23 protein-coding genes are annotated in these 24,606 nt (G+C 63.6%); 15 read left to right on the forward strand and 8 right to left on the reverse strand.

All coding sequences use genetic code 11. From position 1 onward, the window contains the following. Positions 1–64: 64 nt before the first annotated feature. The 6 genes from queC (at position 65) to CJZ82_RS13010 (ending at position 5,091) form a co-directional block, all read left to right on the forward strand. Positions 65–733 (forward strand): 7-cyano-7-deazaguanine synthase QueC, encoded by a 669-nt coding sequence (gene queC / locus CJZ82_RS12985; protein WP_094556232.1) that lies wholly within the window; start codon positions 65–67, stop codon positions 731–733. After that, positions 730–2,064 carry an anthranilate synthase component I family protein gene (locus CJZ82_RS12990; RefSeq protein WP_094556196.1) on the forward strand — a complete coding sequence of 445 codons (1,335 nt, stop codon included), beginning with the start codon at positions 730–732 and terminating at the stop codon, positions 2,062–2,064. Before queC ends, CJZ82_RS12990 begins: the two co-directional genes overlap by 4 nt. A gap of 62 nt (positions 2,065–2,126) precedes the next feature. Continuing rightward, the gene (locus CJZ82_RS12995; RefSeq protein ID WP_094556197.1) at positions 2,127–2,879 is read left to right on the forward strand and encodes an aminotransferase class IV; all 753 of its coding nucleotides are present in this window, start codon (positions 2,127–2,129) and stop codon (positions 2,877–2,879) included. A 50-nt stretch (positions 2,880–2,929) separates the two neighbouring features. Further along, positions 2,930–3,427 (forward strand): hypothetical protein, encoded by a 498-nt coding sequence (locus tag CJZ82_RS13000; protein ID WP_094556198.1) that lies wholly within the window; start codon positions 2,930–2,932, stop codon positions 3,425–3,427. 98 nt (positions 3,428–3,525) lie between these two features. Beyond that, positions 3,526–4,731 (forward strand): formamidase, encoded by a 1,206-nt coding sequence (fmdA, locus tag CJZ82_RS13005; RefSeq protein ID WP_094556199.1) that lies wholly within the window; start codon positions 3,526–3,528, stop codon positions 4,729–4,731. Positions 4,732–4,818: 87 nt separating this feature from the next. After that, the gene (locus tag CJZ82_RS13010) at positions 4,819–5,091 is read left to right on the forward strand and encodes an FmdB family zinc ribbon protein (protein WP_094556200.1); all 273 of its coding nucleotides are present in this window, start codon (positions 4,819–4,821) and stop codon (positions 5,089–5,091) included. Between the two features lie 70 nt (positions 5,092–5,161). On the opposite strand, the gene urtE is transcribed toward CJZ82_RS13010, so the two are convergent. From urtE to ureE, 8 genes are all read right to left on the reverse strand, one after another. Further along, on the reverse strand, positions 5,162–5,887 hold the full coding sequence (gene urtE / locus CJZ82_RS13015) for an urea ABC transporter ATP-binding subunit UrtE (RefSeq protein ID WP_094556201.1): 726 nt from the start codon (positions 5,885–5,887) through the stop codon (positions 5,162–5,164). 29 nt (positions 5,888–5,916) lie between these two features. Then, the gene (gene urtD, locus CJZ82_RS13020) at positions 5,917–6,663 is read right to left on the reverse strand and encodes an urea ABC transporter ATP-binding protein UrtD (protein ID WP_094556233.1); all 747 of its coding nucleotides are present in this window, start codon (positions 6,661–6,663) and stop codon (positions 5,917–5,919) included. 68 nt (positions 6,664–6,731) lie between these two features. Beyond that, positions 6,732–7,838 (reverse strand): urea ABC transporter permease subunit UrtC, encoded by a 1,107-nt coding sequence (gene urtC, locus CJZ82_RS13025; protein WP_094556202.1) that lies wholly within the window; start codon positions 7,836–7,838, stop codon positions 6,732–6,734. Between the two features lie 60 nt (positions 7,839–7,898). Continuing rightward, positions 7,899–9,056 (reverse strand): urea ABC transporter permease subunit UrtB, encoded by a 1,158-nt coding sequence (locus CJZ82_RS13030; RefSeq protein ID WP_094556203.1) that lies wholly within the window; start codon positions 9,054–9,056, stop codon positions 7,899–7,901. A gap of 139 nt (positions 9,057–9,195) precedes the next feature. After that, positions 9,196–10,512 (reverse strand): urea ABC transporter substrate-binding protein, encoded by a 1,317-nt coding sequence (urtA, locus tag CJZ82_RS13035; protein ID WP_094556204.1) that lies wholly within the window; start codon positions 10,510–10,512, stop codon positions 9,196–9,198. A 148-nt stretch (positions 10,513–10,660) separates the two neighbouring features. Further along, positions 10,661–11,269, reverse strand: a complete 609-nt coding sequence (ureG, locus tag CJZ82_RS13040; protein WP_094556205.1) for an urease accessory protein UreG — start codon at positions 11,267–11,269, stop codon at positions 10,661–10,663. A 21-nt stretch (positions 11,270–11,290) separates the two neighbouring features. Further along, the gene (locus tag CJZ82_RS13045; protein WP_094556206.1) at positions 11,291–11,992 is read right to left on the reverse strand and encodes an urease accessory protein UreF; all 702 of its coding nucleotides are present in this window, start codon (positions 11,990–11,992) and stop codon (positions 11,291–11,293) included. Then, positions 11,989–12,501 (reverse strand): urease accessory protein UreE, encoded by a 513-nt coding sequence (gene ureE / locus CJZ82_RS13050; RefSeq protein WP_233130241.1) that lies wholly within the window; start codon positions 12,499–12,501, stop codon positions 11,989–11,991. Before ureE ends, CJZ82_RS13045 begins: the two co-directional genes overlap by 4 nt. 139 nt (positions 12,502–12,640) lie before the next feature. On the opposite strand from ureE, the gene CJZ82_RS13055 reads away from it, so the two are divergent. From CJZ82_RS13055 to CJZ82_RS13095, 9 genes are all read left to right on the forward strand, one after another. Then, complete coding sequence (locus CJZ82_RS13055) at positions 12,641–13,528, forward strand: urease accessory protein UreD (protein ID WP_094556235.1); 888 nt, start codon at positions 12,641–12,643, stop codon at positions 13,526–13,528. Between the two features lie 52 nt (positions 13,529–13,580). Further along, a complete protein-coding gene (locus CJZ82_RS13060; RefSeq protein WP_006172936.1) occupies positions 13,581–13,883 on the forward strand; it encodes an urease subunit gamma in 303 nt (100 codons plus the stop codon). Further along, positions 13,880–14,188: an urease subunit beta gene (locus CJZ82_RS13065; protein ID WP_094556207.1), complete on the forward strand. Its 309-nt coding sequence runs from the start codon at positions 13,880–13,882 to the stop codon at positions 14,186–14,188. Before CJZ82_RS13060 ends, CJZ82_RS13065 begins: the two co-directional genes overlap by 4 nt. Before the next feature lie 54 nt (positions 14,189–14,242). After that, positions 14,243–15,967, forward strand: coding sequence for an urease subunit alpha (gene ureC, locus CJZ82_RS13070; RefSeq protein ID WP_094556208.1), 1,725 nt, complete (start codon positions 14,243–14,245; stop codon positions 15,965–15,967). A gap of 136 nt (positions 15,968–16,103) precedes the next feature. Beyond that, the gene (locus CJZ82_RS13075; RefSeq protein WP_094556236.1) at positions 16,104–17,543 is read left to right on the forward strand and encodes a circularly permuted type 2 ATP-grasp protein; all 1,440 of its coding nucleotides are present in this window, start codon (positions 16,104–16,106) and stop codon (positions 17,541–17,543) included. After that, positions 17,537–18,562: an alpha-E domain-containing protein gene (locus CJZ82_RS13080; RefSeq protein ID WP_094556209.1), complete on the forward strand. Its 1,026-nt coding sequence runs from the start codon at positions 17,537–17,539 to the stop codon at positions 18,560–18,562. Before CJZ82_RS13075 ends, CJZ82_RS13080 begins: the two co-directional genes overlap by 7 nt. Next, positions 18,547–19,437, forward strand: coding sequence for a transglutaminase family protein (locus tag CJZ82_RS13085; protein WP_094556210.1), 891 nt, complete (start codon positions 18,547–18,549; stop codon positions 19,435–19,437). Before CJZ82_RS13080 ends, CJZ82_RS13085 begins: the two co-directional genes overlap by 16 nt. Positions 19,438–19,547: 110 nt before the next feature. Then, positions 19,548–22,001, forward strand: a complete 2,454-nt coding sequence (locus CJZ82_RS13090) for a glycogen/starch/alpha-glucan phosphorylase (protein WP_094556237.1) — start codon at positions 19,548–19,550, stop codon at positions 21,999–22,001. Between the two features lie 150 nt (positions 22,002–22,151). Then, positions 22,152–24,605 carry a glycogen/starch/alpha-glucan phosphorylase gene (locus CJZ82_RS13095; RefSeq protein WP_094556211.1) on the forward strand — a complete coding sequence of 818 codons (2,454 nt, stop codon included), beginning with the start codon at positions 22,152–22,154 and terminating at the stop codon, positions 24,603–24,605. The last annotated feature ends 1 nt before the right edge of the window (position 24,606 follow it).

The raw sequence follows: 24,606 nt of genomic DNA on the forward strand, positions 1-24,606 counted from the left end.
TGGACATTCCAGTTTCCGCGCAGCGTTGATCGGCGCCACCCACCGGCCATCCGCCCCGGCACCACTGGCTGTCGCCCTCCTCTCTGGCGGCCTTGATTCAGCCACGGCCGCCGCTCTGGCGATCGAGGCGGGCTATCGGCTGATCGGCCTCTCCTTCGATTACGGACAGCGCCATCGTCAGGAACTGGAGGCTGCCGCCTTCCTCGCGGCGGAACTCGGCTTGATCGAGCACCACACCATCGCCGTGAACCTGGCCGCCTGGGGCGGCTCGGCCCTCACCGACCCCGGCATCGCCCTGCCCGACTCAGGGGTGGTCGACGGAGTGATTCCCCCCACCTACGTGCCGGGCCGGAACACCGTCTTCATCGCCCTCGGGCTGAGTCTGACCGAGGCCCGGGGGGCCTCCCGGCTGGTGCTGGGGGTGAATGCAGTGGATTATTCCGGCTATCCCGATTGCCGTCCCGACTACCTCGCCGCGTTTCAGACCTTGGCTGACCTGGCCAGCAAGGCGGGCCGGGAGGGTCAGGGAGCCCAGCTCTGGGCTCCGCTGGTGAGCTGGAGCAAGACCCGGATCGTTGAGGAGGCCCTGAGGTTGCAGCTGCCGATCGAGCGAACCTGGAGCTGTTACGCGGGCGGTGCCGCCCCCTGCGGCCGCTGTGACAGCTGCCGCATCCGCGATGCCGCCCTGAGGGAAGCCGGGCATCCCGAGCTGGCCAGCCGCGGACCTGGATGAGCCCGGAGCGTCTGATCCGCCCGTTGCCCTGGCGGGAACCCTGGCCCCTGGTGAACCGGCTGGCACAGAAGTTGGGCCTCGAGGGGCTGGTCTGGCTGGACGGGGATGGCACGGCACTGGGACGCACCTCGACCCTGGCCCTGGCGCCCCTGGAGCAGGTGGAATGCCGGGGCCTGCCGGCTGAGGCCGGTGCTGCTGATCCCTTCGCCGGGCTGCGCCGCGTGCTGGGGGCGGGCGGGGCCTGGCTGGGCTGGCTCGGTTATGAGGCGGGAGCCTGGGTGGAGCCTGATGCCCACTGGCGTTCTCCGGACACGGCCAACCTCTGGGCCGCCCGCTACGACCCGCTGCTGCGCTTCGATCTTCATGAGCGGCGTCTCTGGCTGGAGGGAGACGACCGGGGGCGGCTGGGGGCGATGCAGGCCTTGATCGAGTCGTGCCCCGAGGGACTGGAGTCAGAAGAGGCCGGAGCGCTGTCTTCCCCGGCTCTGCCGCCCGGACACTGGCGTTGGCACACCACCCCGGAGGCCTTCGCACGCCAGGTGAGGGCCCTGCAGGAGTTGATCGCCGCGGGGGATCTGTTCCAGGCCAATCTCACCGCCTGCCGCGAACTGCTGCTGCCGCAACTGGTTTCACCCCTGGAGCTCTACGGCCGGCTGAGGCGCCACTGCCCGGCACCCTTCGGGGGGGTGGCGATCGCCTCGCTCGGCGAGGTCGGCGAGGCGGTGCTCTCAGCTTCACCGGAGCGCTTTCTGCGCCTGCAGGCCGACGGCCGGGTCCAGACCCGCCCGATCAAGGGCACCCGGCCCCGCCACCCCGAAGCCGCCGATGATGCCGCCGCCGCCGCCGACCTGATCACCAGCGCCAAGGACCGGGCCGAGAACGTGATGATCGTGGATCTGCTGCGCAACGACCTCGGCCGGGTCTGCCGCAGCGGCTCGATCGGGGTGCCGCAGCTGCTGGGGCTGGAGAGTTACCGGCAGGTGCACCACCTCACCTCCGTGGTGGAGGGATCGCTGCGCTCCGGGACCGATCTGGTGGACCTGCTGCGAGCCTGCTGGCCGGGCGGGTCGATCACCGGGGCCCCGAAGGTGCGCGCCTGCCAGCGCCTGGGCGCCCTGGAGCCCGTGGCCCGGGGCCCTTACTGCGGTTCCCTGTTCATGCTCGACGCCGATGGCCGCTTCGACAGCAACATCCTGATCCGCAGCCTGATGCTCAGAGGCCGGCGCCTGCGCGCCCATGCCGGCTGCGGCATCGTGGCCGACTCCAGCCCTGCCGCCGAGGCCGAGGAACTGGCCTGGAAACTGGATCCCCTGCTGGAGGCCCTGGCCTGAACGCGATCGCTTGGATCGATGGACCCGAGGGGGGGCGCTGGGGGACTCCCGGCAGCCTGGCTGTGCCGCTCTCGGATCGGGGCCTGAGCCTGGCCGATGGGCTGTTCGAAACGGTTCTGGTGGAGGAGGGCCGCCCCTGGTTGCTGGCGCAGCACCTCCAGCGCTGGCAGCGGGGGGCGGCCATGCTGGGGCTTGAGCCCCCACCGCAGCAGGAGCGGGTGGCGGTGCTGGCCCGCGAGGCGATCGAGCGCAGCGGGATCGGCAGCGGGGCTCTGAGGCTCAACTGGAGCCGGGGCGATGGGGGCCGCGGCCTCGAACCCTCGAGCGGACCAGGACGCTTCTGGCTGCAGCTCAGCGCCGCCCGGCCTGACTTCAGCTCGGTTTCCGCTGTGATCAGCCGTCTCGAGCGGCGCAATGCCGGCAGCCAGCTCAGTTCCTGCAAGACCTTCGCCTATGGCGCTTCCGTGCTGGCCAGGCTGGAGGCCCAGCGGGCTGGGCAGGAGGAGGCGCTGCTGGAGAGCACGGCCGGCGGGCTTTGCTGCGGTACCAGCGCCAACCTGCTGGTGCGCCAACCCCGGGGCTGGTGGACTCCGCCGCTGACCAGTGGCTGCCTGCCAGGGGTGATGCGCGCCAGGGCCCTGGCCCTGGGTCTGGTCTGGGAGGCTCCGGCGCCGATCGAGGCCTCTCAGTTGCGTCATGGTGCTCTGCTGATCAACAGCCTCGGCTGCCGACCGATCCGGTCCCTGGAGGGGGAAGTGCTGCCCACCTGGCCCGAGCCGGAGCACTTCTGGCGTGGCTTGCTCGTTGACGACTGATCCAGGGGCCATGGCCAGAGGCAGTTGTCATAGCGTCTGGTCATCAGCGGATGAACAGCGTGAGGGTCGAGGCGGCAGCGGTGATCCCCGGTTTGGCAGTGCTGTTGGTGGGGCTTTCAGCCTGCGGCGGGCCAAAGGAGGTGGCTGTTCAGAACGCCAAGCTGGGGGATGCGCTGGTGGTGGCGGAGGGGACCCGGGTGGAGCTGGCCCAGACCTTCAAGCCCGGAGTGTCCAACGGCCTTTACAAGGGCGCCGTGCGCCTGCATGGGCCTGGCCAGCCGACGGACGGACGCCTGCATGCCCTCAACGCCGTCTGCAGCATCAAGGACACGCCCGGCTGGCCCACCTACGACAACCTTTATGGCTATCCCATCACGGATGTCGCCGAGGCCGCGCAGCTGAGCGGCAAGAGTCGCTGGCAGATTCTTTATCATTTTGATGGACGGATCGAGGCCAGTGGCGACCTCAAACCTCAGGCCTGGACGGCTCGCCTGAAGGACAACCTCTGCCGCCGCGGTGATTTCGATGACAGCACGGCACGCCAGTGACCGGGGCGTTGAGCGCGAGGTCCTGTAACCGCTGATACTGCTTGCCTTGGACTGCTCGCGTTGGATGTAGGTGAAAACCGCACCGAACCCCTCACTCGATGCCGAAAACACTATTCAAGGTCGATCTCACCAAGACGATGGATCAGCAGGAGATGCCGGGCCATAACCGCTGGCATCCCGACATCCCGGCAGTGGTTTCAGTCAATCCGGGAGACGTGTTCAGGATCGAATGCAAGGACTGGACCGATGGCCAGATCAAGGACAACGATGATCCGCAGGACATCGCAGATGTCAACCTTGAGGTTGTCCATGTCCTGAGTGGGCCGATCTGGGTGAATGGTGCTCAGCCCGGCGACATCCTGGTGGTCGATATTCTTGATGTCGGCGCCCTGCAGGGAGATGAATGGGGCTTCACCGGCATCTTCGCCAAGGAAAATGGAGGTGGCTTCCTCACGGATCACTACCCCAAGGCGGCGAAGGCCATCTGGGATTTCGAAGGAATCTACACCAGCTCCAGGCATATCCCCGGTGTGCGCTTCGCTGGCATCACCCACCCCGGCCTGATCGGCTGCGCACCCTCCCATGAGTTGCTGCGGGAGTGGAACCGCCGTGAAACTGAGCTGGTGAACACCGCCCCCGACCGCCGCACCTATGGCGCCGGCCTCTCGGGCAGTGAGCCGGTGCTGGCGGCCCTGCCCAATCCCAACAGCGCCATCCTCGGAACCCTGGCCAGCTCGGAGTTCGCGCGGGTGGCCAATGAGGCAGCCCGCACGGTGCCTCCCCGGGAGCATGGCGGCAACTGCGACATCAAGAATCTCACCAAAGGCACGAAGATCTACTTCCCTGTCTATGTGGAAGGGGCCAAGCTCTCGATGGGAGACATACACTTCTCCCAGGGAGATGGAGAAATCTCCTTCTGCGGCGCCATCGAGATGTCGGGCTACCTCGATCTGCATGTGGAGATCATCAAGGGTGGCATGGAGAAGTATGGGATGGTCAACCCGATGTTCAAGACCAGCCCGGTTGAGCCGCACTTCACTGATTACCTTGTCTTCGAAGGCATTTCGGTGGATGAATTCGAGGGCAAGCAGTACTACATGGATGTGCATATCGCCTACCGGCGGGCCTGCCTCAATGCAATCGAGTACCTCAAGAAATTCGGTTACACCGGTGAGCAGGCTTATCTGCTGCTGAGTTGTGCGCCGGTAGAGGGACGAATCAGCGGCATCGTCGACATTCCCAATGCCTGTTGTACCTTGGCTATCCCAACCTCGATCTTCGATCAGGATATCCTGCCCTGCTGATCAGCAACGGTGGATCAAGGGGGCCTGAGCATCAGGCCCCCTTTCTATTGTGCCGATTCTTTTGCAACACCTCTGCCTCCTTCAACGATGCCTGTCTACGAATACAGCTGTGTCAACGGCTGTGAAAACTATGAAGTCTGGCGCAGCATCGATCAGCGTCAGAGCGACACGAACTGTCCCGCCTGTGATGCTGAAGGCACCCGCGTGTTCACGCCGGTGATGTCCCTCACCGGCCCCCTGCGGCTCAAGCAGGAACAGTCGGAACCTCGACTGGTGCGCAAGCAAGGCATCTCTACTGAGGGGAAGCCCCGACTGAAGCAGAGCAGCACCCGTCCCTGGATGCTGAATCGAGGCTGCTGATTCGCACGAAAGTGTTAGCTCAGGTAATGGCGTTGGCTCCTGTCAGGAGCCAACGCCCGGTCGCGCCGATTCAGACCGTCAGGAACTCCTTGATCACCTCGTCAGAGAGTTGATCGGTCTGGCCACTGGCCACAATTCCACCCCGCTGCATGGCGTAATAGAAATCGGACTGGCGCACGAAGTGAAGATGTTGCTCCACCAGCAGCACGCTGATGCCGGTCTCCTTCATGATCCGCTGAACGGCGTGCTCGATATCGAGGATGATCGACGGTTGAATCCCTTCGGTAGGTTCATCGAGCAGCAGCAGCTTTGGCTTGCCCAGCAATGCTCGGGCGATGGCCAGCTGCTGCTGCTGACCGCCACTGAGATCACCACCTTTGCGTTTGAGGAACTTCTCGAGAATCGGAAACAGATCGAAGATCAGGGGGTCGATGTGGCGGTTCTTTTCGAGCCCTCCTGGTAGGGCCTCCATGCCCAGCAGGAGATTCTCTTTGACTGACACCTGGGGAATGATGTCCCTGCCTTGAGAGACATAGCCGATGCCTGCCCTGGCCCTTCTGTAGGGAGGCTGGTTGGAGAGCTGACCGTTGCCATAGTCGATTGAGCCGGAACGCTGTTGCAGCAGACCGATGATGGTTTTGAGAAACGTGGTCTTGCCGACGCCGTTGCGGCCGATCAGGCAGACCATTTTCCCCTCCTGAATGCTCAGGTCTACGCTTCGGAGAATATGGCTTTCTCCGTAATAAACGTTCAGTCCGGTGACCTGGAGCAGGGGTTTTTCGCTGGTGATAGACATGAGGGCGGTGGTTAAAGGTCGTAAAGCGTTTACTGTTCGGGTGGCCCCAGGTAGACCTCGATGACTCTGGGATCGGCTTTGACCTTGTCCAGTGGCCCCTCTGTTAGCACCTGCCCCTGGTGCAGCACGGTGACGTCGAAATCGAGATCCCGGATGAACTCCATGTCGTGCTCAATCACCACTACGGTGTGATCTCCAGCCAGGGACTTGATCAGTTCGGCCGTTCGCAGGGTTTCCTCATCGGTGAGGCCTGCAACCGGTTCATCCAGGAGCAGCACTTCCGGCGCCTGGGCCACCAGGGACGCGATGGCCAGCCACTGCTTCTGGCCATGGGAGAGGGAGCCAGCCTTCACGGTGGCGAAGGGTGCCAGGCCCACATAGTTCATGATGCGATGCACCTCCTCCTTGGCGGCCTGGGGTAGCCCGGACGACAACAGGCTGAAGGCGTTCTTCACCGGAGAAGCGGCCAGTTCGAGATTACGAAGCACGCTGAGGTTCTCAAAGACCCGTGGGGTCTGGAACTTGCGGCCGATCCCCTGACGAGAGATCTTCTGCTCAGAAACACCGAGCAGGGATTGCCCCTTGAAGGTTACCGAGCCCTTGGTGGGTCGCACCTTGCCGGTGATCACATCCAGAAACGTTGTCTTGCCGGCACCGTTGGGCCCGATGATCGACTTCAGCTCACCCTTGTACAGCTTCATGCTGAGATCGGTGAGGGCATAGAAGCCGTCGAAACTCACGCTGACGTCATTGAGCTCGAGGAGAGGTTCTGGCATGGACATCGGAAAGGTGCGTATTCGAGAAAGCAGTCACAAAGGAAAACCTGGCAGCATCATCGGGCTCCCTAGTCCACGGGGACAGCCTCCTCATCGAGACTGGGATAGGTTTTTGCCTTCTTGGCGATGCCGAAGGCGGCCAGCAGACTCCTGAGGCCGCCGTTGGTGACCCAGCCATAGATTCCATCTGGCATGAGCACAACAACGAAGATGAACAGGGCACCCTGAACAAAGAGCCAGGCCTCCGGCAGTGCCTCGCTCACCAGGCTGCGTAGGTAATTGACCACGGTTGCGCCGATGATCGGACCCACCAGGGTTCCCCGACCGCCCACGGCCACCCAGATCACCATCTCGATCGAGAAGGAGATCGACATGTACTGGGGAGAAACGATGCCCGACTGGACGGTGTAGAGGGCGCCGGAGATGCCGCACAGGGCTCCAGCCACCAGGAAGACGATGGTCTTGAACGGGACTGAATTGAAACCCGCAAAGCGAAATCTTGTTTCATCGTCCCGGATGGCGATCAGGGCATCACCGAAGCGACCGGTTGTGAAGTAGCGGCAGACCAGAAACGCCAGCGGTAGCAGGATCACCGTGAGGCGATAAAACAACACCTGCATGTCAGGGGAACCGACCAGTTGGCCGAACAGCTCAGAGGTGCTGGTCTTGAGGCCGTTGGTGCCGTCGAAAAGCTTCTGCTGGCCGTTGAAGAAGTGGAAGAAAACCATCAACGCGGCCTGGGTGATGATCGAGAAATACACCCCCTTGATCCGGTTTCTGAAGATCAACCAACCCACCAGACCTGCCACCACCGCTGGGATCACCCAAAGCGCGATCAGTGTGAACGCAGGAGACCAGAACGGCTTCCAGAAGAAGGGCAGCTCAGCTACCCCGTAATTCTCGAAGAACTTGGGAATCCCGTTACCCCCGGCGAGGCTCTTGGTGTTGAGCATCAGGTACATGGCTACTGCATAGCCACCCAATGAGAAGAAGATCCCCTGACCCAGGCTCAGCAGACCGGTGTATCCCCAGATCAGATCGATCGCCAGCGCCGTGATGGCAAGCGCGAAATAGCGCCCGAACAGATTGAGCCGGAAATCGTCGAGGGCAGCCGGCAGGATGAACAGGGCAATCGCCAGCAGAATCCAGGGGACGAGTCTTTGGAAGAGTTTCAAGGTTGGGGCCTCCTCGTGCGGAGATGGAACGGGAAACTGCAGCGGGTGGGGATGATCGGATCAGGCATCGACCGACCGACCCTTCTGGGGGAACATGCCGTTGGGACGGAACTGGAGGAAGACGATGATGAAGATAAAGACGAGCACCAGCGACATGCTCGTGGTCGCGAAGAATTCGGTGACTCCTCGGGCCGCCGCCGGCATGTCGGGGAAAACCGTTAGCAAGGTGCCCGAACCGATCACAGATTGAATGATCCCGAGCAGCATCGCCGCGATCACTGTGCCAAGCAGGTTGCCCACCCCGCCCAGCACGATCACCATGAAGCAGGACACGATGTAGGCGGCTCCGAGGTTGGGGCCCACCGATCCGAGCAGCGTGATGGCGCAGCCAGCCACGCCGGCCAATCCGGATCCGATGCCGAAGGTGATGCTGTCCACGCGATCGGTAGGAATCCCTAAACAGTTACTCATCTGACGGTTCTGGGTGACCGCACGGATGCGGAGACCCCAGACACTCTTGTTCAGGAACCAGTAGGTGGCCAGAAGCAACAGGGCCGAGAGCAGGATGATGAAGATCCTCAGTCCGGGCAGTTCGATGGTGCCGATCATCCCCCAGCTACCCTGCAGCCATTTCGGTGCAGTCACATCGATGTTGCGGGGACCGAACCAGGCCTTGGCGAGCGGGCGGACCTTATCGAAGATGTTGACTGCGATAAGACCGATGAGGATGGAGGCAGCCCAGCCGAGCCCATTGAGATAGGTAAAGAAAGGTTTGAGCGAGAACTTCGCGCGCAGTATCTTGGAGACTATGAGTCCGGAAGCCACACCGATGATGATGCCAAGCATCATCGCGGTGGAAACACTTCGAATCAGCTGGATGAGAATCAGGCTGACGCCCCAGGTGGCGAGCAGGGTTTCCAGGGGCCTGCCGTAGAGCTGTCGGATCAACGTTCTCTCCAGCAGCACGCCAATCAGTCCAGTGACGATGAAGGCAAGTACCAAGGAGACCGGGAAATACAGCTCGAAGATCACACCACCCATGGGCTTCAACGCTGATTGCACCACGTAGGTGACATAGGCGCCCAGCATCATGAACTCACCATGGGCGAGGTTGATGACCCCCATCAAGCCAAAAACGATGGCCAGACCGGTGGCTGCAAGCAGCAGAACCGATCCGATGCTGAGGCCATCGAGAATCTGAGAGAAGAAGAGTTCCAACGGAATGAATATTGAAAGTTAGGTCCAGCGTCGTGTCAACGATGCTGGACCAGTTCGAAGGTGGTGTTGTATCGATTCGGATTGCGGTGGCTCCCGCAGGAACCACCGATCCTTCATCGCCTCCCGATGATGGCCGGGATCACATCTTGAATTTACCGGCGTCTTTCCTGTCCTGGGTCCAATCACAGGTGAAGCCCTTGGTTTCGGGCACGAACTGGTTCCAGGGCACGGGCGGAATCGCCTTTTTGCTGTCTTCGAGGATCTTGAACTGACCGTTTGCTTCGGCTTCCCCGATCAGCACACGCTCGGAGGTGTGGTGGTTGGGGAACATCTCGATCTCGCCCTGGGGCGCGGCAAACTTGATGCCGATCATGGTCTTGCGGACCTTGTCGAGATCCTCGTAGGTGCCTGCCTTCTCGACGGCATTCTTCCAGAGGTACAACATGTTGTAGGCCGACTCTGCCGGGTCACCCGTGACCCGATCAGCGCCATACATGGCCTGGAAGTCTGAGGTGAACTTTTTCGAGGCCGGGGTGTCCAGGCTCATGAAGAAGTTCCAGGCCGCAAAGGTGCCAGTGGTGTACTCAGGGCCGATCTGGCGAATTTCCTCCTCGGCGATCGAGAAGGACATGATCGGGTATTTAGCCGGATCAATGCCTGCTGCCTTGAACTGCTTGAAGAGGGCAACGTTAGAATCACCATTCAAGGTGTTGATGATGATGCCACCGTTGGGGAACGCCTTTTTAATCTTGGCGATGATGGGCGCCACTTCGGTGTTGCCGAGTGGGATGTAGTCTTCGCCAACTGTTTCCCCGCCAAGGGCCTTCATCTGCTCCTTGATGATGGTGTTTGCAGTCCGGGGATAAACGTAGTCAGAGCCGACGAGGTAGACCTTTTTGCCAAGCTTGTCGCCATAGGTCTTCATCAGCCAGTCGACGGCTGGCTCAGCTTGCTGGTTGGGAACAGCACCTGTGTAGAAGATGTTTCTAGAGCACTCCTGCCCTTCATATTGAATCGGGTAGAAGAGCATATGGTTTTTGGCCTCATACACCGGCAACATCGCCTTGCGGCTGGCGGAGGTCCAGCCACCGAAAACCACGGCCACCTTGTCGGAGTCAATCAGCTTCTGTGATTTCTCGGCGAAGGTGGGCCAATCGGATGCCCCGTCTTCGATGACAGGGACGATTTTGTAAGACTTGCCACTAACCTTGACGCCACCTGCATCATTGATCTCTTTGATTGCCATCTCTTCGACCTCTTTCAGGGTCGTTTCCGAGATGGCCATGGTGCCACTCAGGGAGTGGAGAATGCCAACTTTGATTTCACCGTCAAACTTGCCGGCGGATTCGCCACCGCCGCCACCGCCACCACCGCCGCCACCGCAGGAGACCAGAGTGAGGCTGACGGCGGTAGTGGCCAGTCCAGCAAACAGCCGCCGAGAGAGATTCCGAACCATTGGTGCTTTGTCAAGGTGATGGTATGCCGCAATGCTGACGGCAGCTCGGAACTTACGGAGGTTGCCCACGGCACTGTGTATCCGATCGCACGAAATGCCGGGCGTGGCTCAGAGTGTGTGGATTTGCATGTAGGGCGTGCGGCCTCACTCATGTCTGTGGACTAGGTAATTGTTCTCTTAAAAAGGATTCCACCCGCTCCAGGCCCTCTCCGCTGCGCAGGTTGGTGAAACACCAGGGGCGACCGGGTCGCATCCTCTCGGTGTCTCGTTGCATCACGCTCAGATCGGCGCCCACCATCGGCGCCAGATCGATCTTGTTGATCACCAGCAGGTCGGATCGGGTGATGCCCGGGCCCCCTTTCCTGGGGATCTTGTCTCCGGCGGCTACGTCAATTACATAGATGCACAGATCGACCAGTTCCGGACTGAAACTGGCCGCGAGATTGTCGCCGCCGCTCTCTACCAGCACCAGGTCGAGATCGGGGAACTCACTCTCCAGCTCCTCCACCGCAGCACGGTTGATCGAGCAGTCTTCACGGATAGCGGTGTGGGGGCAGCCTCCCGTTTCCACCCCGCGGATGCGCTCGGGCTCCAGCGCCCCGGCGCGGGTCAGGAACTGGGCGTCTTCCTGGGTGTAGATGTCATTGGTGACCACCGCCAGCTGAAGCTCCTGGCGCAGCCGCCGGCAGAGGGCCTCGACGAGGGCTGTCTTGCCGGATCCCACAGGTCCGGCCACTCCAACGCGCAGTTTGCTCATGCTGGTGGCCTGCCTTGGCGATCAACTGCGGAACAGCCTGGAGTAAAGCTCGGCATGTTGCAGTTGGCAGAGGCCGGAGCCGATGCCGCCGGTCCATTGCTCGCGTGGATCGGCGACGGCCAGCTCCCGGCCCCGCTCCACCAGCAATGGGGCCAGGGCGAGCTGCAGCCGTTGCCCCTGGGTGGGTCCAAGTGGCACCAGCCGCACGGCGGCACTGACCTGGTTGGCGCACCAGCCGTAGAGATAGGCCTCCACCAGATCAGGCAGAGGGATCTCCAGACAAAGCCCCGCCCAGGCCCAGGCCGCCGGCCAGGCCAGTTCAACCTCTGGCTGGAGCGGCCAGCCCAGCTGCGCCACCAGCTGCAGCAGGGAGCGTCCCATCTGACGTTGCTGGGCCCGCAGCTCGCTGGCTTCGCGCTGGGCGAGCAGCCAGCCGTCGAGATCGATCAACACTCCCCAAGCCAGCTGTGCTTCATCGCTCTCTGCTCCCGCTGTGGCCATGAGCTGGTGCTCGCGGATGGCCTGCTGCAGCGGGCCCAGGGCTGCCGCCTCGATACGGACGCCGCCACGGCGGAGCTCTGCTTCGAGCCAGTCCTGGAGGGCTTTCGCCGTGGTGATGTCTCCCCGCTGAACCAACACTTCCAGCCCTTCCGAGTAGCTGAACGCGCCCACTGGCAGGGCGGGACTCACCAGTTGCAGCAGATGCAGTCCGGCGACACTCATCGCGGCTGCCCGCTGACGTGGTTGTGGGAATGGCTGTGGGAGTGACTGGTCGTGGCGTAGGCGCCCGGTTCCGGCAGAAACGGCACCAGACGGTGCTCGATCACCAGGCCTCGCTGCCGCAGCAGCTCTTCCAGCACCCCATCCTCGAGCAGCCTCAGTTCCCCGGGGCGTAGCTCCAGCGACACATGGCGGTTGCCCAGGTGGTAGGCGGCCTGGAGCAACACCAGGGGATCCGGGCTGCGCACCACCAGCACCGGCTCAGGCGCCGGCTCCACCACCACCAGCACACTGCCATCGGCCGGCATCAGCCGCTCACCTGGCTCGAGGGCCGGTCCCCGCGGCAGTTGCAGCAGCAGCTCGCGGCCACAGGAGGTGCGCCGGCGCCCCCGCAGGCTCGTGCGCTCCTGGGCGCTCAAGGGCATGCTCAGCGGCAGCAGGTCCTCGTCAGGCTCCTGCCCCTGGCCAGGGGCGTCGCAGCGCACCTCCAGCTGCAGCGGTGGCGTGAACACAGGGCCGACAGCCTCAGAACCAGTGGCCAGCCTCCCCAGGCCGGGGGGCAATGATTGTGACGATGGCTACCGAAACCGCCCTGGCGGCCTGGGTCAGGATTCCCCGGTGGTGCCGACATCTCAGGAGCGCGAACTGGCCATGCTGAGCGCCCTCCCCCAGGCCTGGTGCGCAGAGGCCAGCCTCAGCTTCCATCGCCCGGCTGATCGCGGCACCCAGCACCAGGGCTGTGCCACCGCCCCCCTCAAGATCCAGCGGGCCTTTGCCCGCGAGGATGGCCGCTGTGAACTACCCCTGCTCCATACCGGCGGTGGCCTGGTGGGGGGGGATGAGTTGAGCATCAGAGCCGATCTAGGCCCCCACAGCCGTGCCCTGCTCACCAGCGTCGCCGCTCAGAAGGTGTATGGATCGGTGGGCCGCTCCCGCCTGGCGCCCCAGGGCCGCTGGAGCCGACAGCGGCTGAGCTTCGAGCTGTCTGAGGGGGCGGACCTGGAATGGCTGCCCCAGGAGGTGGTGGTGTTCGCCGGTGGTCTGATCGAGCAGAGCTGCCGGGTGGAGCTGGCCGAGGGGGCCAGTTGGCTCGGGGCCGATGTGGTGCGCCTGGGCCGCAGCGCCGATGCCGAAACCCTGGGGGAGGGCAGCTGGCGTTCCCGCCTGGAGGTGCGCCGCCAGGGGCGCTGGAGCGTGGTCGATCAACTGGAGCTGGCGGGGGAGAGCCTGCGTTCGTCCCACGGGCTGGCGGGGATGCCGGTGTTCGGCAGCCTGGTCTGGGCGGCGCCGGCGCCGGTGCCCGAAACGCTGCTGGAGCTCTGCCGCACCGATCGGGCCGGGCTGGAGGGGGAGATGGCCTGCGGCCGGCTGGATCAGGGGCTGGTGGCCCGCTACCGGGGGGCTTCCAGCCAGGCGGCCCGGTTCTGGTTCACCAGAATCTGGGCTCGGATCCGTGCGGAGCGTGGCCTGGCCCCGCCGCAGCTGCCGCGGGTCTGGCCCTTTCAGGAGGCACCCCTGGCCGACGAACGTTCCTGCTGAACCTGCCCATCGCCGTCGCCACTGCCAGAGTGCCAGCGGAACGCCCTGGCCCATGTATCTCACCCCCCAGGAGAAGGACAAGCTTCTGATCGTCACTGCAGCGCTTCTGGCGGAGCGCCGGCTGCAGCGAGGTCTGCGCCTCAACCATCCCGAGGCGGTCGCCTGGCTCAGCTTCCTCGTTCTCGAGGGGGCCCGCGACGGCCGCAGCGTCGCGGAACTGATGGCCGAGGGCACCACCTGGCTCAGCCGTGAGCAGGTGATGGAGGGGGTGCCGGAGCTGATCCCCGAGGTGCAGATGGAGGCCACCTTTCCCGATGGCACCAAGCTCGTCACCTTGCATGAACCGATCCGATGATTCCTGGCGAACTCTTTCCTGAGCCCGGCAGCCTCGAGCTCAACGCCGGCCGGCCGGTCACCACGATCGACGTGGCCAACCGTGGTGATCGTCCTGTGCAGGTGGGTTCCCACTTCCACTTCCACGAAGCCAACCACGCCCTGGTCTTCGATCGGGACGCGGCGCGGGGCCAGCGCCTTGACATTCCCGCCGGCACAGCCATCCGCTTCGAGCCGGGAGATCAACGCCCCGTGCAGCTGGTGCCCCTGGCCGGATCCCGCTGTGTGTTCGGCTTCAACGGTCTGATCAACGGCCCCCTCGACTGATCGGCCCAGGGGCCGCCCCGCCTACACCACGTTCCTTCGTCACCCGCACCAGCCATGCCTTATCGGATGGACCGCCGGGCCTACGCCGAAACCTATGGCCCCACCACCGGCGACCGGCTGCGGCTGGCCGACACCGAATTGATTCTGGAGGTGGAGAAGGATTTCACCACCTACGGCGAGGAGGTGAAGTTCGGCGGCGGCAAGGTGATCCGTGACGGCATGGGCCAGGCCCAGACCTCCCGTGCCGACGGCGCCGTGGACACGGTGATCACCAATGCCCTGATCGTGGATTGGTGGGGCATCGTCAAGGCCGATGTGGGCCTGCGCGACGGACGTATCTGCGCGATCGGCAAGGCCGGCAACCCCGACATCACCGATGGGGTGACGATCGTGGTGGGGCCAGGCACCGAGGCGATCGCCGGCGAGGGACACATCCTCACGGCCGGGGGCATCGACACCCACATCCACTTCATCTGTCCCCAGCAGATCGAAACCGCCATCGCCAGCGGGGTCACCACGCTGCTTGGCGGCGGCACCGGCCCGGCCACCGGCACCAACGCCACCACCTGCACCCCCGGTGCTTTCCATCTGGCCCGCATGCTCCAGGCCGCCGAGGGGTTGCCGGTGAATCTGGGCTTCTACGGCAAGGGCAACGCCAGCACCCCGGCGGCGATCGAGGAGCAGATCCGCGCCGGCGCCTGTGGCCTCAAGCTGCACGAAGACTGGGGCACCACCCCGGCGGCGATCGATTGCTGCCTGTCCGTGGCCGACAAATTTGATGTGCAGGTCTGCATCCACTCCGACACGCTCAATGAAGCGGGGTTCGTCGAAGACACGATCCGCGCCATCGGCGGCCGCACCATTCACACCTTCCACACCGAGGGGGCCGGCGGCGGCCATGCCCCCGACATCATCCGGATCTGCGGCGAGGCCAACGTGCTGCCCAGTTCCACCAACCCCACCCGCCCCTACACCCGCAACACGCTCGAGGAGCACCTCGACATGCTGATGGTGTGCCACCACCTCGATGCGGCCATCCCCGAAGACGTGGCCTTCGCCGAGTCGCGCATCCGCCGCGAGACGATCGCCGCTGAGGACATCCTTCACGATCTGGGCGCCTTCAGCATCATCGCCAGCGATTCCCAGGCCATGGGCCGGGTGGGTGAGGTGATCACCCGCACCTTCCAGACCGCCCACAAGATGAAGGTGCAGCGCGGCAGCCTGCCGGAGGACAGCGCCGGTCCGGGGAAAGGTCGCAACGACAACGTGCGCCTCAAGCGCTACGTGGCCAAGTTCACGATCAACCCGGCGATCGCCCACGGCCTCGACAGCCAGATCGGCTCGGTGGAGGTGGGCAAACTGGCGGATCTGGTGCTCTGGAAGCCGGGCTTCTTCGGCGTCAAACCGGAGCTGGTGATCAAGGGGGGTTCGATCGTCTGGGCCCAGATGGGCGATGCCAACGCCTCGATCCCCACCCCCGGTCCAGTGCATGGCCGGCCGATGTTCGCCGCCTATGGCGGCGCCCTCGCCCCCAGCTGCCTCACCTTCTTGAGCCAGGCCGCCCTCGACGACGACCTGCCTCGCAAGCTTGGCTTGAAGCGCCCCTGCGTGCCGGTGGTTCACACCCGCGGCATCGGCAAGGCCGAGATGCGCAACAACAGCGCCCTGCCCAAGGTGGAGGTGGATCCCCAGACTTACGAGGTCTTCGCTGACGGCGAACTGCTCACCTGCGAGCCCGCTGAGGTGCTGCCGATGGCCCAGCTTTACTTTCTGCTCTGAAATCTGCTCTCTCTCCCCCCATGGCAATGCCGGTGTCAGAGTGAAGTAGCCAGCGAGCCCCTCTATTCCGTAACAACGACCACTGGCTGTGGCCATACCAACTCTGCATGATCACGGCATGCCCGAGGCCGAGTCGATGTTCACCGCCTACAAGCCGAGCAAGGGCTACGACGAGTACTTCAGCGCTGCCGCCGAGCCCCGTTCCGCGCTTCAGCCTCTGCTGTCCTCCCTTGGCCAGCTCGGAATCGAGGAGATCAACCGCAGCCATGCAGCCGCCGGCATGTTGCTGAAGCGGCTTGGAGCCACCTTCCGCCTGAACGATTCCGGCGAGCAGGGAGTGGAGCGCATCCTTCCCTTCGATCCCCTGCCAAGGCTGATCCGCTCCGGTGAGTGGCAGACGCTCGAACGGGGGCTGATCCAGCGCCTCGAGGCGATCGATCACTTCCTGGGCGATGTCTACGGCGACCAGAAGATCGTCGCTGATGGCATCGTGCCGCTCGAGGACATCGAGACCTCCCATGGCTGGCGACCCCAGATGCGGGGGTTCCACCCCCCCCTCAACCGTTGGTGTCACATCTCCGGCCTGGATCTCATCCGTGATGGCCAGGGCACCTGGCGGGTGCTGGAGGACAACCTCCGCTGTCCCTCCGGTGTGGCCTACTTCCTCGAGAACCGCCGGGTGATGAAACGGATGTTCCCGAGCCTGTTCGCCGGACGCACCGTTCATCCCATCGACGACTACCCCTCCCATCTGCTGCAGGCCCTGCGGGAACTCGCCCCCTGGACCGACACCCCTACCGTTATTCTGCTCACGCCCGGGGTGTTCAACAGCGCCTACTTCGAGCACAGCTATCTCGCCCAGCAGATGGGCATCCAGCTGGTGGAAGGACGGGATCTGGTCTGCGAGGGCAACCGCGTCTGGATGCGGAGCACGTCCGGCCATGCGCCGGTGGATGTGATCTACAGGCGCATCGACGACGACTTCCTTGACCCGGCTGTCTTCCGCAGCGATTCGATGCTTGGGGTGCGTGGCCTGATGGAGGCCTATGCCGCCGGCCGGGTGGCGATCGCCAATGCCCCGGGCACCGGCGTGGCCGATGACAAGCTGATCTATGCCTACGTGCCGGAGATGATCCGCTACTACCTGGGCGAAGAGCCGATCATCGAGAACGTTCCCACCTACATCTGCTCCAGGCCCGACGACCAGGCCTATGTGCTCGCCCACCTCAAGGATCTGGTGGTGAAATCGGTGGGTGAGGCCGGTGGCTACGGCATGCTGATCGGCCCCCATGCCTCCCAGCAGGAGATCCTCGAGTTCGCCGAGAAGATCAAGGCCGATCCTCGCAATTTCATCGCCCAGCCCACGCTGGAGCTCTCCACCGTTCCCTCCCTCAGTGAGGGGGAGCTCTATCCCTGCCATGTGGATCTGCGCCCCTATGTGCTGCGCGGCAAGGGTGCCTGGGTTAGTCCCGGCGGGCTCACGCGCGTTGCTCTGCGCCGCGGTTCGCTGGTGGTCAACTCCTCCCAGGGCGGCGGTTGTAAGGACACCTGGATCGTGGATGAATCCTCATGCTGAGCCGCGTCGCTGATTCGCTCTACTGGATCAATCGTTATGTGGAGCGTGCCGAGAACATCTCCCGCTTCCTGGAAGTCAGTGAGGCGATGGCGCTTGACTGCCCACCCGGCAGCGCCGAGCCCTGGGTGCCCCTGATCGACGCCAGCGGCGATCGTGAATTGTTCGACAAGCTCTTTCCCGAGGGCCGGCCTGCCGACGTGGTGCGCTTCCTCGTCAATGAGCCCGACAATCCGAGCAGCATCGTCAACTGCATCGCTTTCGCCCGGGAGAACGCCCGCCAGATCCGCGAGGTGATCACCACCGAGATGTGGGAGCAGATCAACGACCTTTATCTCATCCTGCAGGAGAGCGAGGGCTTCTGGCAGTTGCCTGGCCAGGAGCAGCTCAATGAGATCCGCAAGGGCTGTCAGCTCTTCTATGGCATCACCGATGCCACCCTCAGCCGCGATCTCTCCTGGCAGTTCAGCAAACTGGGTCGGCTGGTTGAGCGCGCCGACAAGACAAGCCGCATTCTGGATGTCAAGTACTACCTGCTCCTGCCCAGTACTGAGGAGGTGGGCGGTGTTCTTGATGAGCTCCAGTGGATCTCACTGCTGCGCTCAGCCGGGGCCTATCAGATGTTCCGCCAGTCACAGCAGCAGGCGATCGCTCCGAAGGCGGTGGCAGCTTTCCTTCTGCTCGACCCGATCTTTCCCCGTTCGGTGCGCTACTGCCTGGAGGGATTGAACAAGTCCCTGAAGGTGATCCGTGGCAATCCGGTGCCGGGGCCGCCCGACGATCTCGAATGCCTTGCCGGCCTGATGCTGGCCAACTGGAGCTATGTGCGGATTGACGAGCTGGTCAACAGGGGCCTGCACGAGGCGATCGACCAGTTTCAGGGTGATCTCAACCGTCTTCACGAACTGATCAACGAGCGCTATTTCGTTCTGCCGACGCCATCCCCGGCAACCGTCGCCGTTCCTCCCACCACCCCCCTGCCGTCAGCCTCCACCTCCTCCCTGGCATGCGCGCCCGCGTAATCCATTCCCTCGGCTATCGCTACAGCGCGCCCGTCCAGCTCGGCCCCCACAGGTTGTGCATGAAACCGCGGGCTCAGGGCTTTCAGCGCCTGATCAGTTTTGATCTGTGTTTCTCGCCGGATCCGCACCATCTGCACCCGCTCGTGGCTGCCAGCGGAGACGACATCCTGCGCGCCCGCTTCATCGGCTGCACCGACACCTTCGACATCCGCGCCGTCAGCGAGGTGGAGACGAAGGTGCCACCCCTGCTGCAGGCTTGCCTGGCGGACAACGAGCCGGAGCTTCCCTATCCCGTCGGTCATCTCAATGGCGATCTGATCGGAAGCCTCGAAGGCTGGCTGCCCAACGGGCAGCACGATCCTGCGGCAGTGGAGCTGGCTCAGGAGGCGCTGATGGGCAGCGATCAACGGGCGCTGATGTTTCTGCAGCAACTCGTGGAGATGATCCAGGACCGGGTTAAGTACACCCAGCGCCACGCCGGCCCAGCCTGGCCTGCGGGCCGCACCCTGCGGGAGCGGGTCGGATCCTGCCGCGACCTGGCGGTGCTGATGATCGAGGCCTGCCGTTGCGTGGGCCTGCCAGCGCGGTTTGTGAGCGGCTATCACCTCGTCGAACCGACGCCCAAGCGCTATGACCTCCATGCCTGGGCGGAGGTGTACCTGCCCGGAGCAGGATGGCGTGGATTCGATCCGAGCGGCATGGGCGCGATCGATGACCGCTACATCCCCCTGGCCACCTCGTCCAGGCCGAGTCTCACCGCGGCGGTGTCGGGGACCTTTTCAGGACCACCGGGGGTGAAGAGCGAAATGAGCTGGTCGATCCAGGCGGAGGTGCTCAGCGAGGAGCACGTCGCCCCCAACCTGCTCCACTACTGACCCGGTCAGGGGGCGCACAAAAGGGGAAATGAAGATGAATTGGTAACCGTTGGCGCAGCATCCAGGCTGGCTTCCGAAGCATGAAGGAGCCCATCGAGGGATCCCACGTCATGGCTTCTTCCAACGCGCCGCCCATCGACCTCAGCGGTCCCCAGTTAAGAGATGCGCGTGCTCTGGCCGAGTCGATGCACCGACATCTCTTCTACAGCCAGGCCAAGTCGCCGTCGCTGGCCAGCCCTCACGACCATTACTGCTGCCTGGCCCTGGCAGTGCGTGATCTGCTGCTTCAGAACTGGGTGGACACGGCCGAGGCCTACACCAAGCAACACGTTCGCACCGCCACCTATCTCTCGGCGGAGTATCTCCTGGGCCCCCACCTGGAGAACAATCTGGTGAATCTCGGCATGCGCCAAGCCGCGGAAGTCGCCTGCGCCGAACTGGGGCTGTCCCTGGAGGATCTGATCGCCCTGGAGCCGGAGCCGGGGCTCGGCAATGGCGGCCTCGGCCGTCTGGCAGCCTGTTTTCAGGAGTCGATGGCCAGCCTGGAGCTGCCGGCGATCGGCTACGGCATCCGCTACGAGTTCGGCATCTTCCGCCAGCAGATACAGAACGGCCATCAGGTGGAGAGCACTGACCCCTGGCTGGCTCAGGGCAATCCCTGGGAGGTGATGCGGCCGGAGTGGGCCTATCCGGTCACGATCGGCGGTCACACGGTGCTTGGTGTGGCCTACGACACCCCGATCCTTGGCTACGGGGTTCACACCGCCAACACCCTGCGGCTGTGGTCGGCGCAGGCGCCGGAATCCTTCGATTTCGCCTCCTTCAATGCCGGGCATTACACCCAGGCAGTGCTGCAGAAAATCCATTCGGAGACCCTCTCGAAGGTGCTCTATCCGAATGATGAGACCGGGCAGGGTAAGCAACTACGACTGAGTCAGCAGATCTTCTTCGTGAGCTGCAGTCTTCAGGACATGTTCCGCATCCTGAAGGGTCAGGGAATGGCGGTCACCCAGTTCCATGAGAAGTTTGCTGTCCAGCTCAACGACACCCACCCGGCGATCGCGGTGGCCGAGCTGATGCGGCTGCTCATCGATGACCATGGCGTCGACTGGGACACGGCCTGGTCGATCACAACATCCAGCATCAGTTACACCAACCACACCCTGCTGCCCGAGGCCCTCGAGACCTGGGGCCTGGATCTGTTCGCCCATCTGCTTCCCCGGCATCTGGAGATCATCTATGAGATCAATGCCCGCTTTCTGCGGATGGTGCGTATCCGTTATCCCGGCCAGCCGGCTCTGTTGGAGCGTCTGTCTCTGATCGAGGAGGGGCCGTATCGCAAGCTGCGGATGGCGAACCTCGCTGTGGTGGGCAGTCACCATGTCAATGGTGTGGCCGAACTTCACAGCACCCTGGTGCGCCAGCAGCTGTTCCCCGAATTCGCGGAACTCTGGCCTGACAAATTCACCAACGTGACAAACGGAGTCACGCCACGCCGCTGGATCGCCGTCGCCAATCCGTTTCTTTCGGCTCTGATGGACGAGGCGATCGGAACCGGCTGGCGGCGAGATCTAGGCGAGCTCAAGGGCCTGGAGCCGCATGCTGGCGACCCTGCCTTTCTGGAGCGCTGGAGGACGGTGCGCGATCAGAGCAAGCAGCGGCTGGCGAATGCCATCCATCAGGACCTGGGTGTTCTTGTCGATCCCTCCTCCCTGTTCGACGTGCAGGTGAAGCGGATCCACGAATACAAGCGCCAGCATCTGGCGGCTCTTCAGATCGTGGAGCGCTATCTGCGCATCCGCAATGGCGAGGATCTGCCGCCGCGCACCTTCATCTTCGGCGGCAAGGCGGCACCGGGGTATGCGATGGCCAAGCTGATCATCCGGCTGATCAGCGGCATCGCCGAGATTGTGAACATGGATCCGGCGATGGACGGCAGGATGCGGGTGGTGTTCCTGCCCAACTTCAGCGTCAGCCTGGGTCAGAAGGTCTACCCGGCAGTTGACCTCTCGGAGCAGATCTCCACTGCCGGCCTCGAGGCCTCCGGCACCGGCAACATGAAGATGGCCCTGAACGGTGCCGTCACCATCGGCACCCTCGATGGCGCCAACATCGAGATCAGGGATCTCGTCGGCCACGACAACTTCTTCCTGTTCGGCCACACCGCTGAGCAGCTGGAGGTGATCAACAGAGGCGGCTACCACCCGATGCCATGGCTGCAGAACGATCCGATCGCCCGCGAAGCGATTGATCTGATCGGCTCGGGCCATTTCAGCGAAGGCGACCGCGATCTGTTCGATCCGCTGCTGGCCAACCTCTGCAGCTCTGACCCGTTCCGGGTGATGGCTGATCTGGGTGATTATCGCCGCGCCCAGAATTCGGTGGATGATGCCTGGCTCGACACCACCAGCTGGAACCGCATGTCCCTGCTCAACACCGCCCGTTGTGGCTTCTTCAGCAGCGACCGCTCGATTCATGAATACGCCGAGCGCATCTGGAAGGTGAAGCCGGTGCCGATCGACGCCGGGAACCTGATTCCCTCCACCCCGTCTGGAGCCAGCTGAGCAGGCTGGCCTCCTCCTCCCAGTCCAGCCTGCCGCCTGTGTGGGCTGAATCTTCAGGGAACCTGGAATGAACCTGAATCGGTAACCGTTCCAGCAGCGATGGGGTGTGCTCCCGCAGCATGAAGGTACAAGTTGACACGATCCGCCTCCATGGCAGCCAGTACCATCCCTCCCACCGACCTTGGCTCGTCGCCCTCTCTCGATGGCCACGCCCTGGCCGAGGAGATGCGACGGCATCTGTTCTTCACCCAGGCCAAGTCCCCGTCGCTGGCCACCACCCACGACTACTACTGCGCCCTGGCGATGGCCGTGCGCGACCAGCTGCTGCAGAGCTGGGTGGACACGGCCGAGGCCTACACCCAGAGCGGCGTTCGCACGGTGTCCTACCTCTCAGCGGAGTATCTGCTCGGGCCGCACCTGGAGAACAACCTGGTCAACCTGGGTTTGCGTGAGGCAGCAGAGGCTGCCTGCGATGAGCTGGGCCTCGACCTGATGCAATTGATCGCTGAGGAGCCCGAGCCTGGACTGGGCAACGGTGGCCTGGGTCGTCTGGCCGCCTGTTTCCAGGAGTCGATGGCAAGCCTTGAGCTGCCGGCGATCGGCTACGGCATCCGCTACGAATTCGGCATCTTCCGCCAGCAGATCCAGCGGGGCTGCCAGGTGGAGAGCACCGATCCATGGCTGGCCCAGGGAAATCCCTGGGAGGTGATCCGCGCCGAGTGGTCCTATCCGGTCAAGATCGGCCATCACACGGTGATAGGCGTGGCCTATGACACCCCGATCCTGGGCTACGGGGTTCACACCGCCAACACCCTGCGGCTGTGGTCGGCCCAGGCGCCGGAATCCTTCGACTTCGCCTCCTTCAATGCCGGTGACTACACCCGGGCGGTTCTTCAGAAGATCAATTCGGAGACCCTCTCGAAGGTGCTTTATCCGAACGATGAGACCGACCAAGGCAAGCAACTGCGCCTGAGTCAGCAGATCTTCTTCGTGAGCTGCTCCCTGCAGGACATGTTCCGCATCCTCAAGGGGCAGGGATTGCCGGTCACGGACTTCCACACCAAGTTCGCCGTACAGCTCAATGACACCCACCCGGCGATCGCGGTGGCCGAGCTGATGCGGCTGCTGATCGATGAGCACGGCGTCGAATGGGATACGGCCTGGTCGATCACCACAGCCTGCATCAGCTACACCAACCACACCCTGCTGCCGGAGGCCCTCGAGACCTGGGGAGTCGACCTGTTCGAGCAGCTGCTGCCTCGACAGCTGGAGATCATCTTCGAGATCAACACGCGCTTCCTGCGCATGGTGCGCATCCGCAACCCCGGCCAGCCCGCTCTGCTGGAGGGGATGTCGCTGATCCAGGAGGGGCCTCACCGCAAGGTGCGCATGGCCAACCTGGCGGTGGTGGGCAGCCACCGCGTCAACGGTGTGGCTGAGCTGCACAGCAAGCTGGTGCGAAAGGATCTCTTCGCTCCTTTCGTGGAGCTGTGGCCTGAGAAGTTCACCAATGTCACCAATGGCGTCACGCCCCGGCGCTGGATTGCCGTGGCCAACCCATCCCTCTCGGGCCTGCTCGATGACACCATCGGCAGCAGCTGGCGCCGTGACCTCGGCGAGCTCTCCCGCCTGGAGTCGTATGCCGACGACGGTGGTTTCCTGGAGCGCTGGCGCGGCGTGCGGGATCACAACAAGCAACGTCTTGCTAACCTGATCCATCAGCATCTGGGAGTGCTGGTGGATCCCTCCTCCCTGTTCGATGTGCAGGTGAAGCGGATCCACGAATACAAGCGCCAGCACCTGGCGGCCCTGCAGATCGTCGAGCGTTATCTGCGCATCCGCAATGGCGAGGACCTGCCGCCGCGCACCTTCATCTTCGGCGGCAAGGCGGCACCGGGGTATGCCATGGCCAAGCTGATCATTCGCCTGATCGGCGGCATCGCCGAGATCGTGAACATGGATCCGGCCATGGACGGGCGCCTGCGGGTGGTGTTCCTGCCCAACTTCAGTGTCAGCCTGGGGCAGAAGGTCTACCCAGCGGTGGACCTCTCCGAGCAGATCTCCACCGCCGGCCTCGAGGCCTCCGGCACGGGCAACATGAAGATGGCCCTCAACGGTGCCGTCACGATCGGCACCCTTGATGGCGCCAACATCGAGATCAGGGATCTCGTCGGCCACGACAACTTCTTCCTGTTTGGCCATACCGCCGAGCAGCTGGAGGCGATCAACAGGGGCGGCTATCACCCGATGCCCTGGCTGGAGAATGACCCGATCGCACGGGAGGCCATCGATCTGATCGGTTCGGGCCATTTCAGTGAGGGCGATCGCGACCTGTTCCACCCCCTGCTGGCCAACCTCTGCGGCAGTGATCCCTTCCGGGTCATGGCCGACATCGGCGATTACCGCCAGGCTCACAACGCCGTGGATGCAGCCTGGGTGGATGCCGTCGGTTGGAGCCGGATGTCGCTGCTGAATTCCGCCCGTTGCGGTTTCTTCAGCAGCGACCGCTCGATCCGCGATTATGCAGAGCGGATCTGGAACGTGGAACCGATGCCCATCAATGCCTGCACGGTTCTGCCGTCGACCCGGTCGGGCAGCCACTGAG

Origin of the sequence: Synechococcus sp. 1G10 (genome assembly GCF_002252625.1) — a bacterium.
GTDB lineage: Bacteria > Cyanobacteriota > Cyanobacteriia > PCC-6307 > Cyanobiaceae > Regnicoccus_A.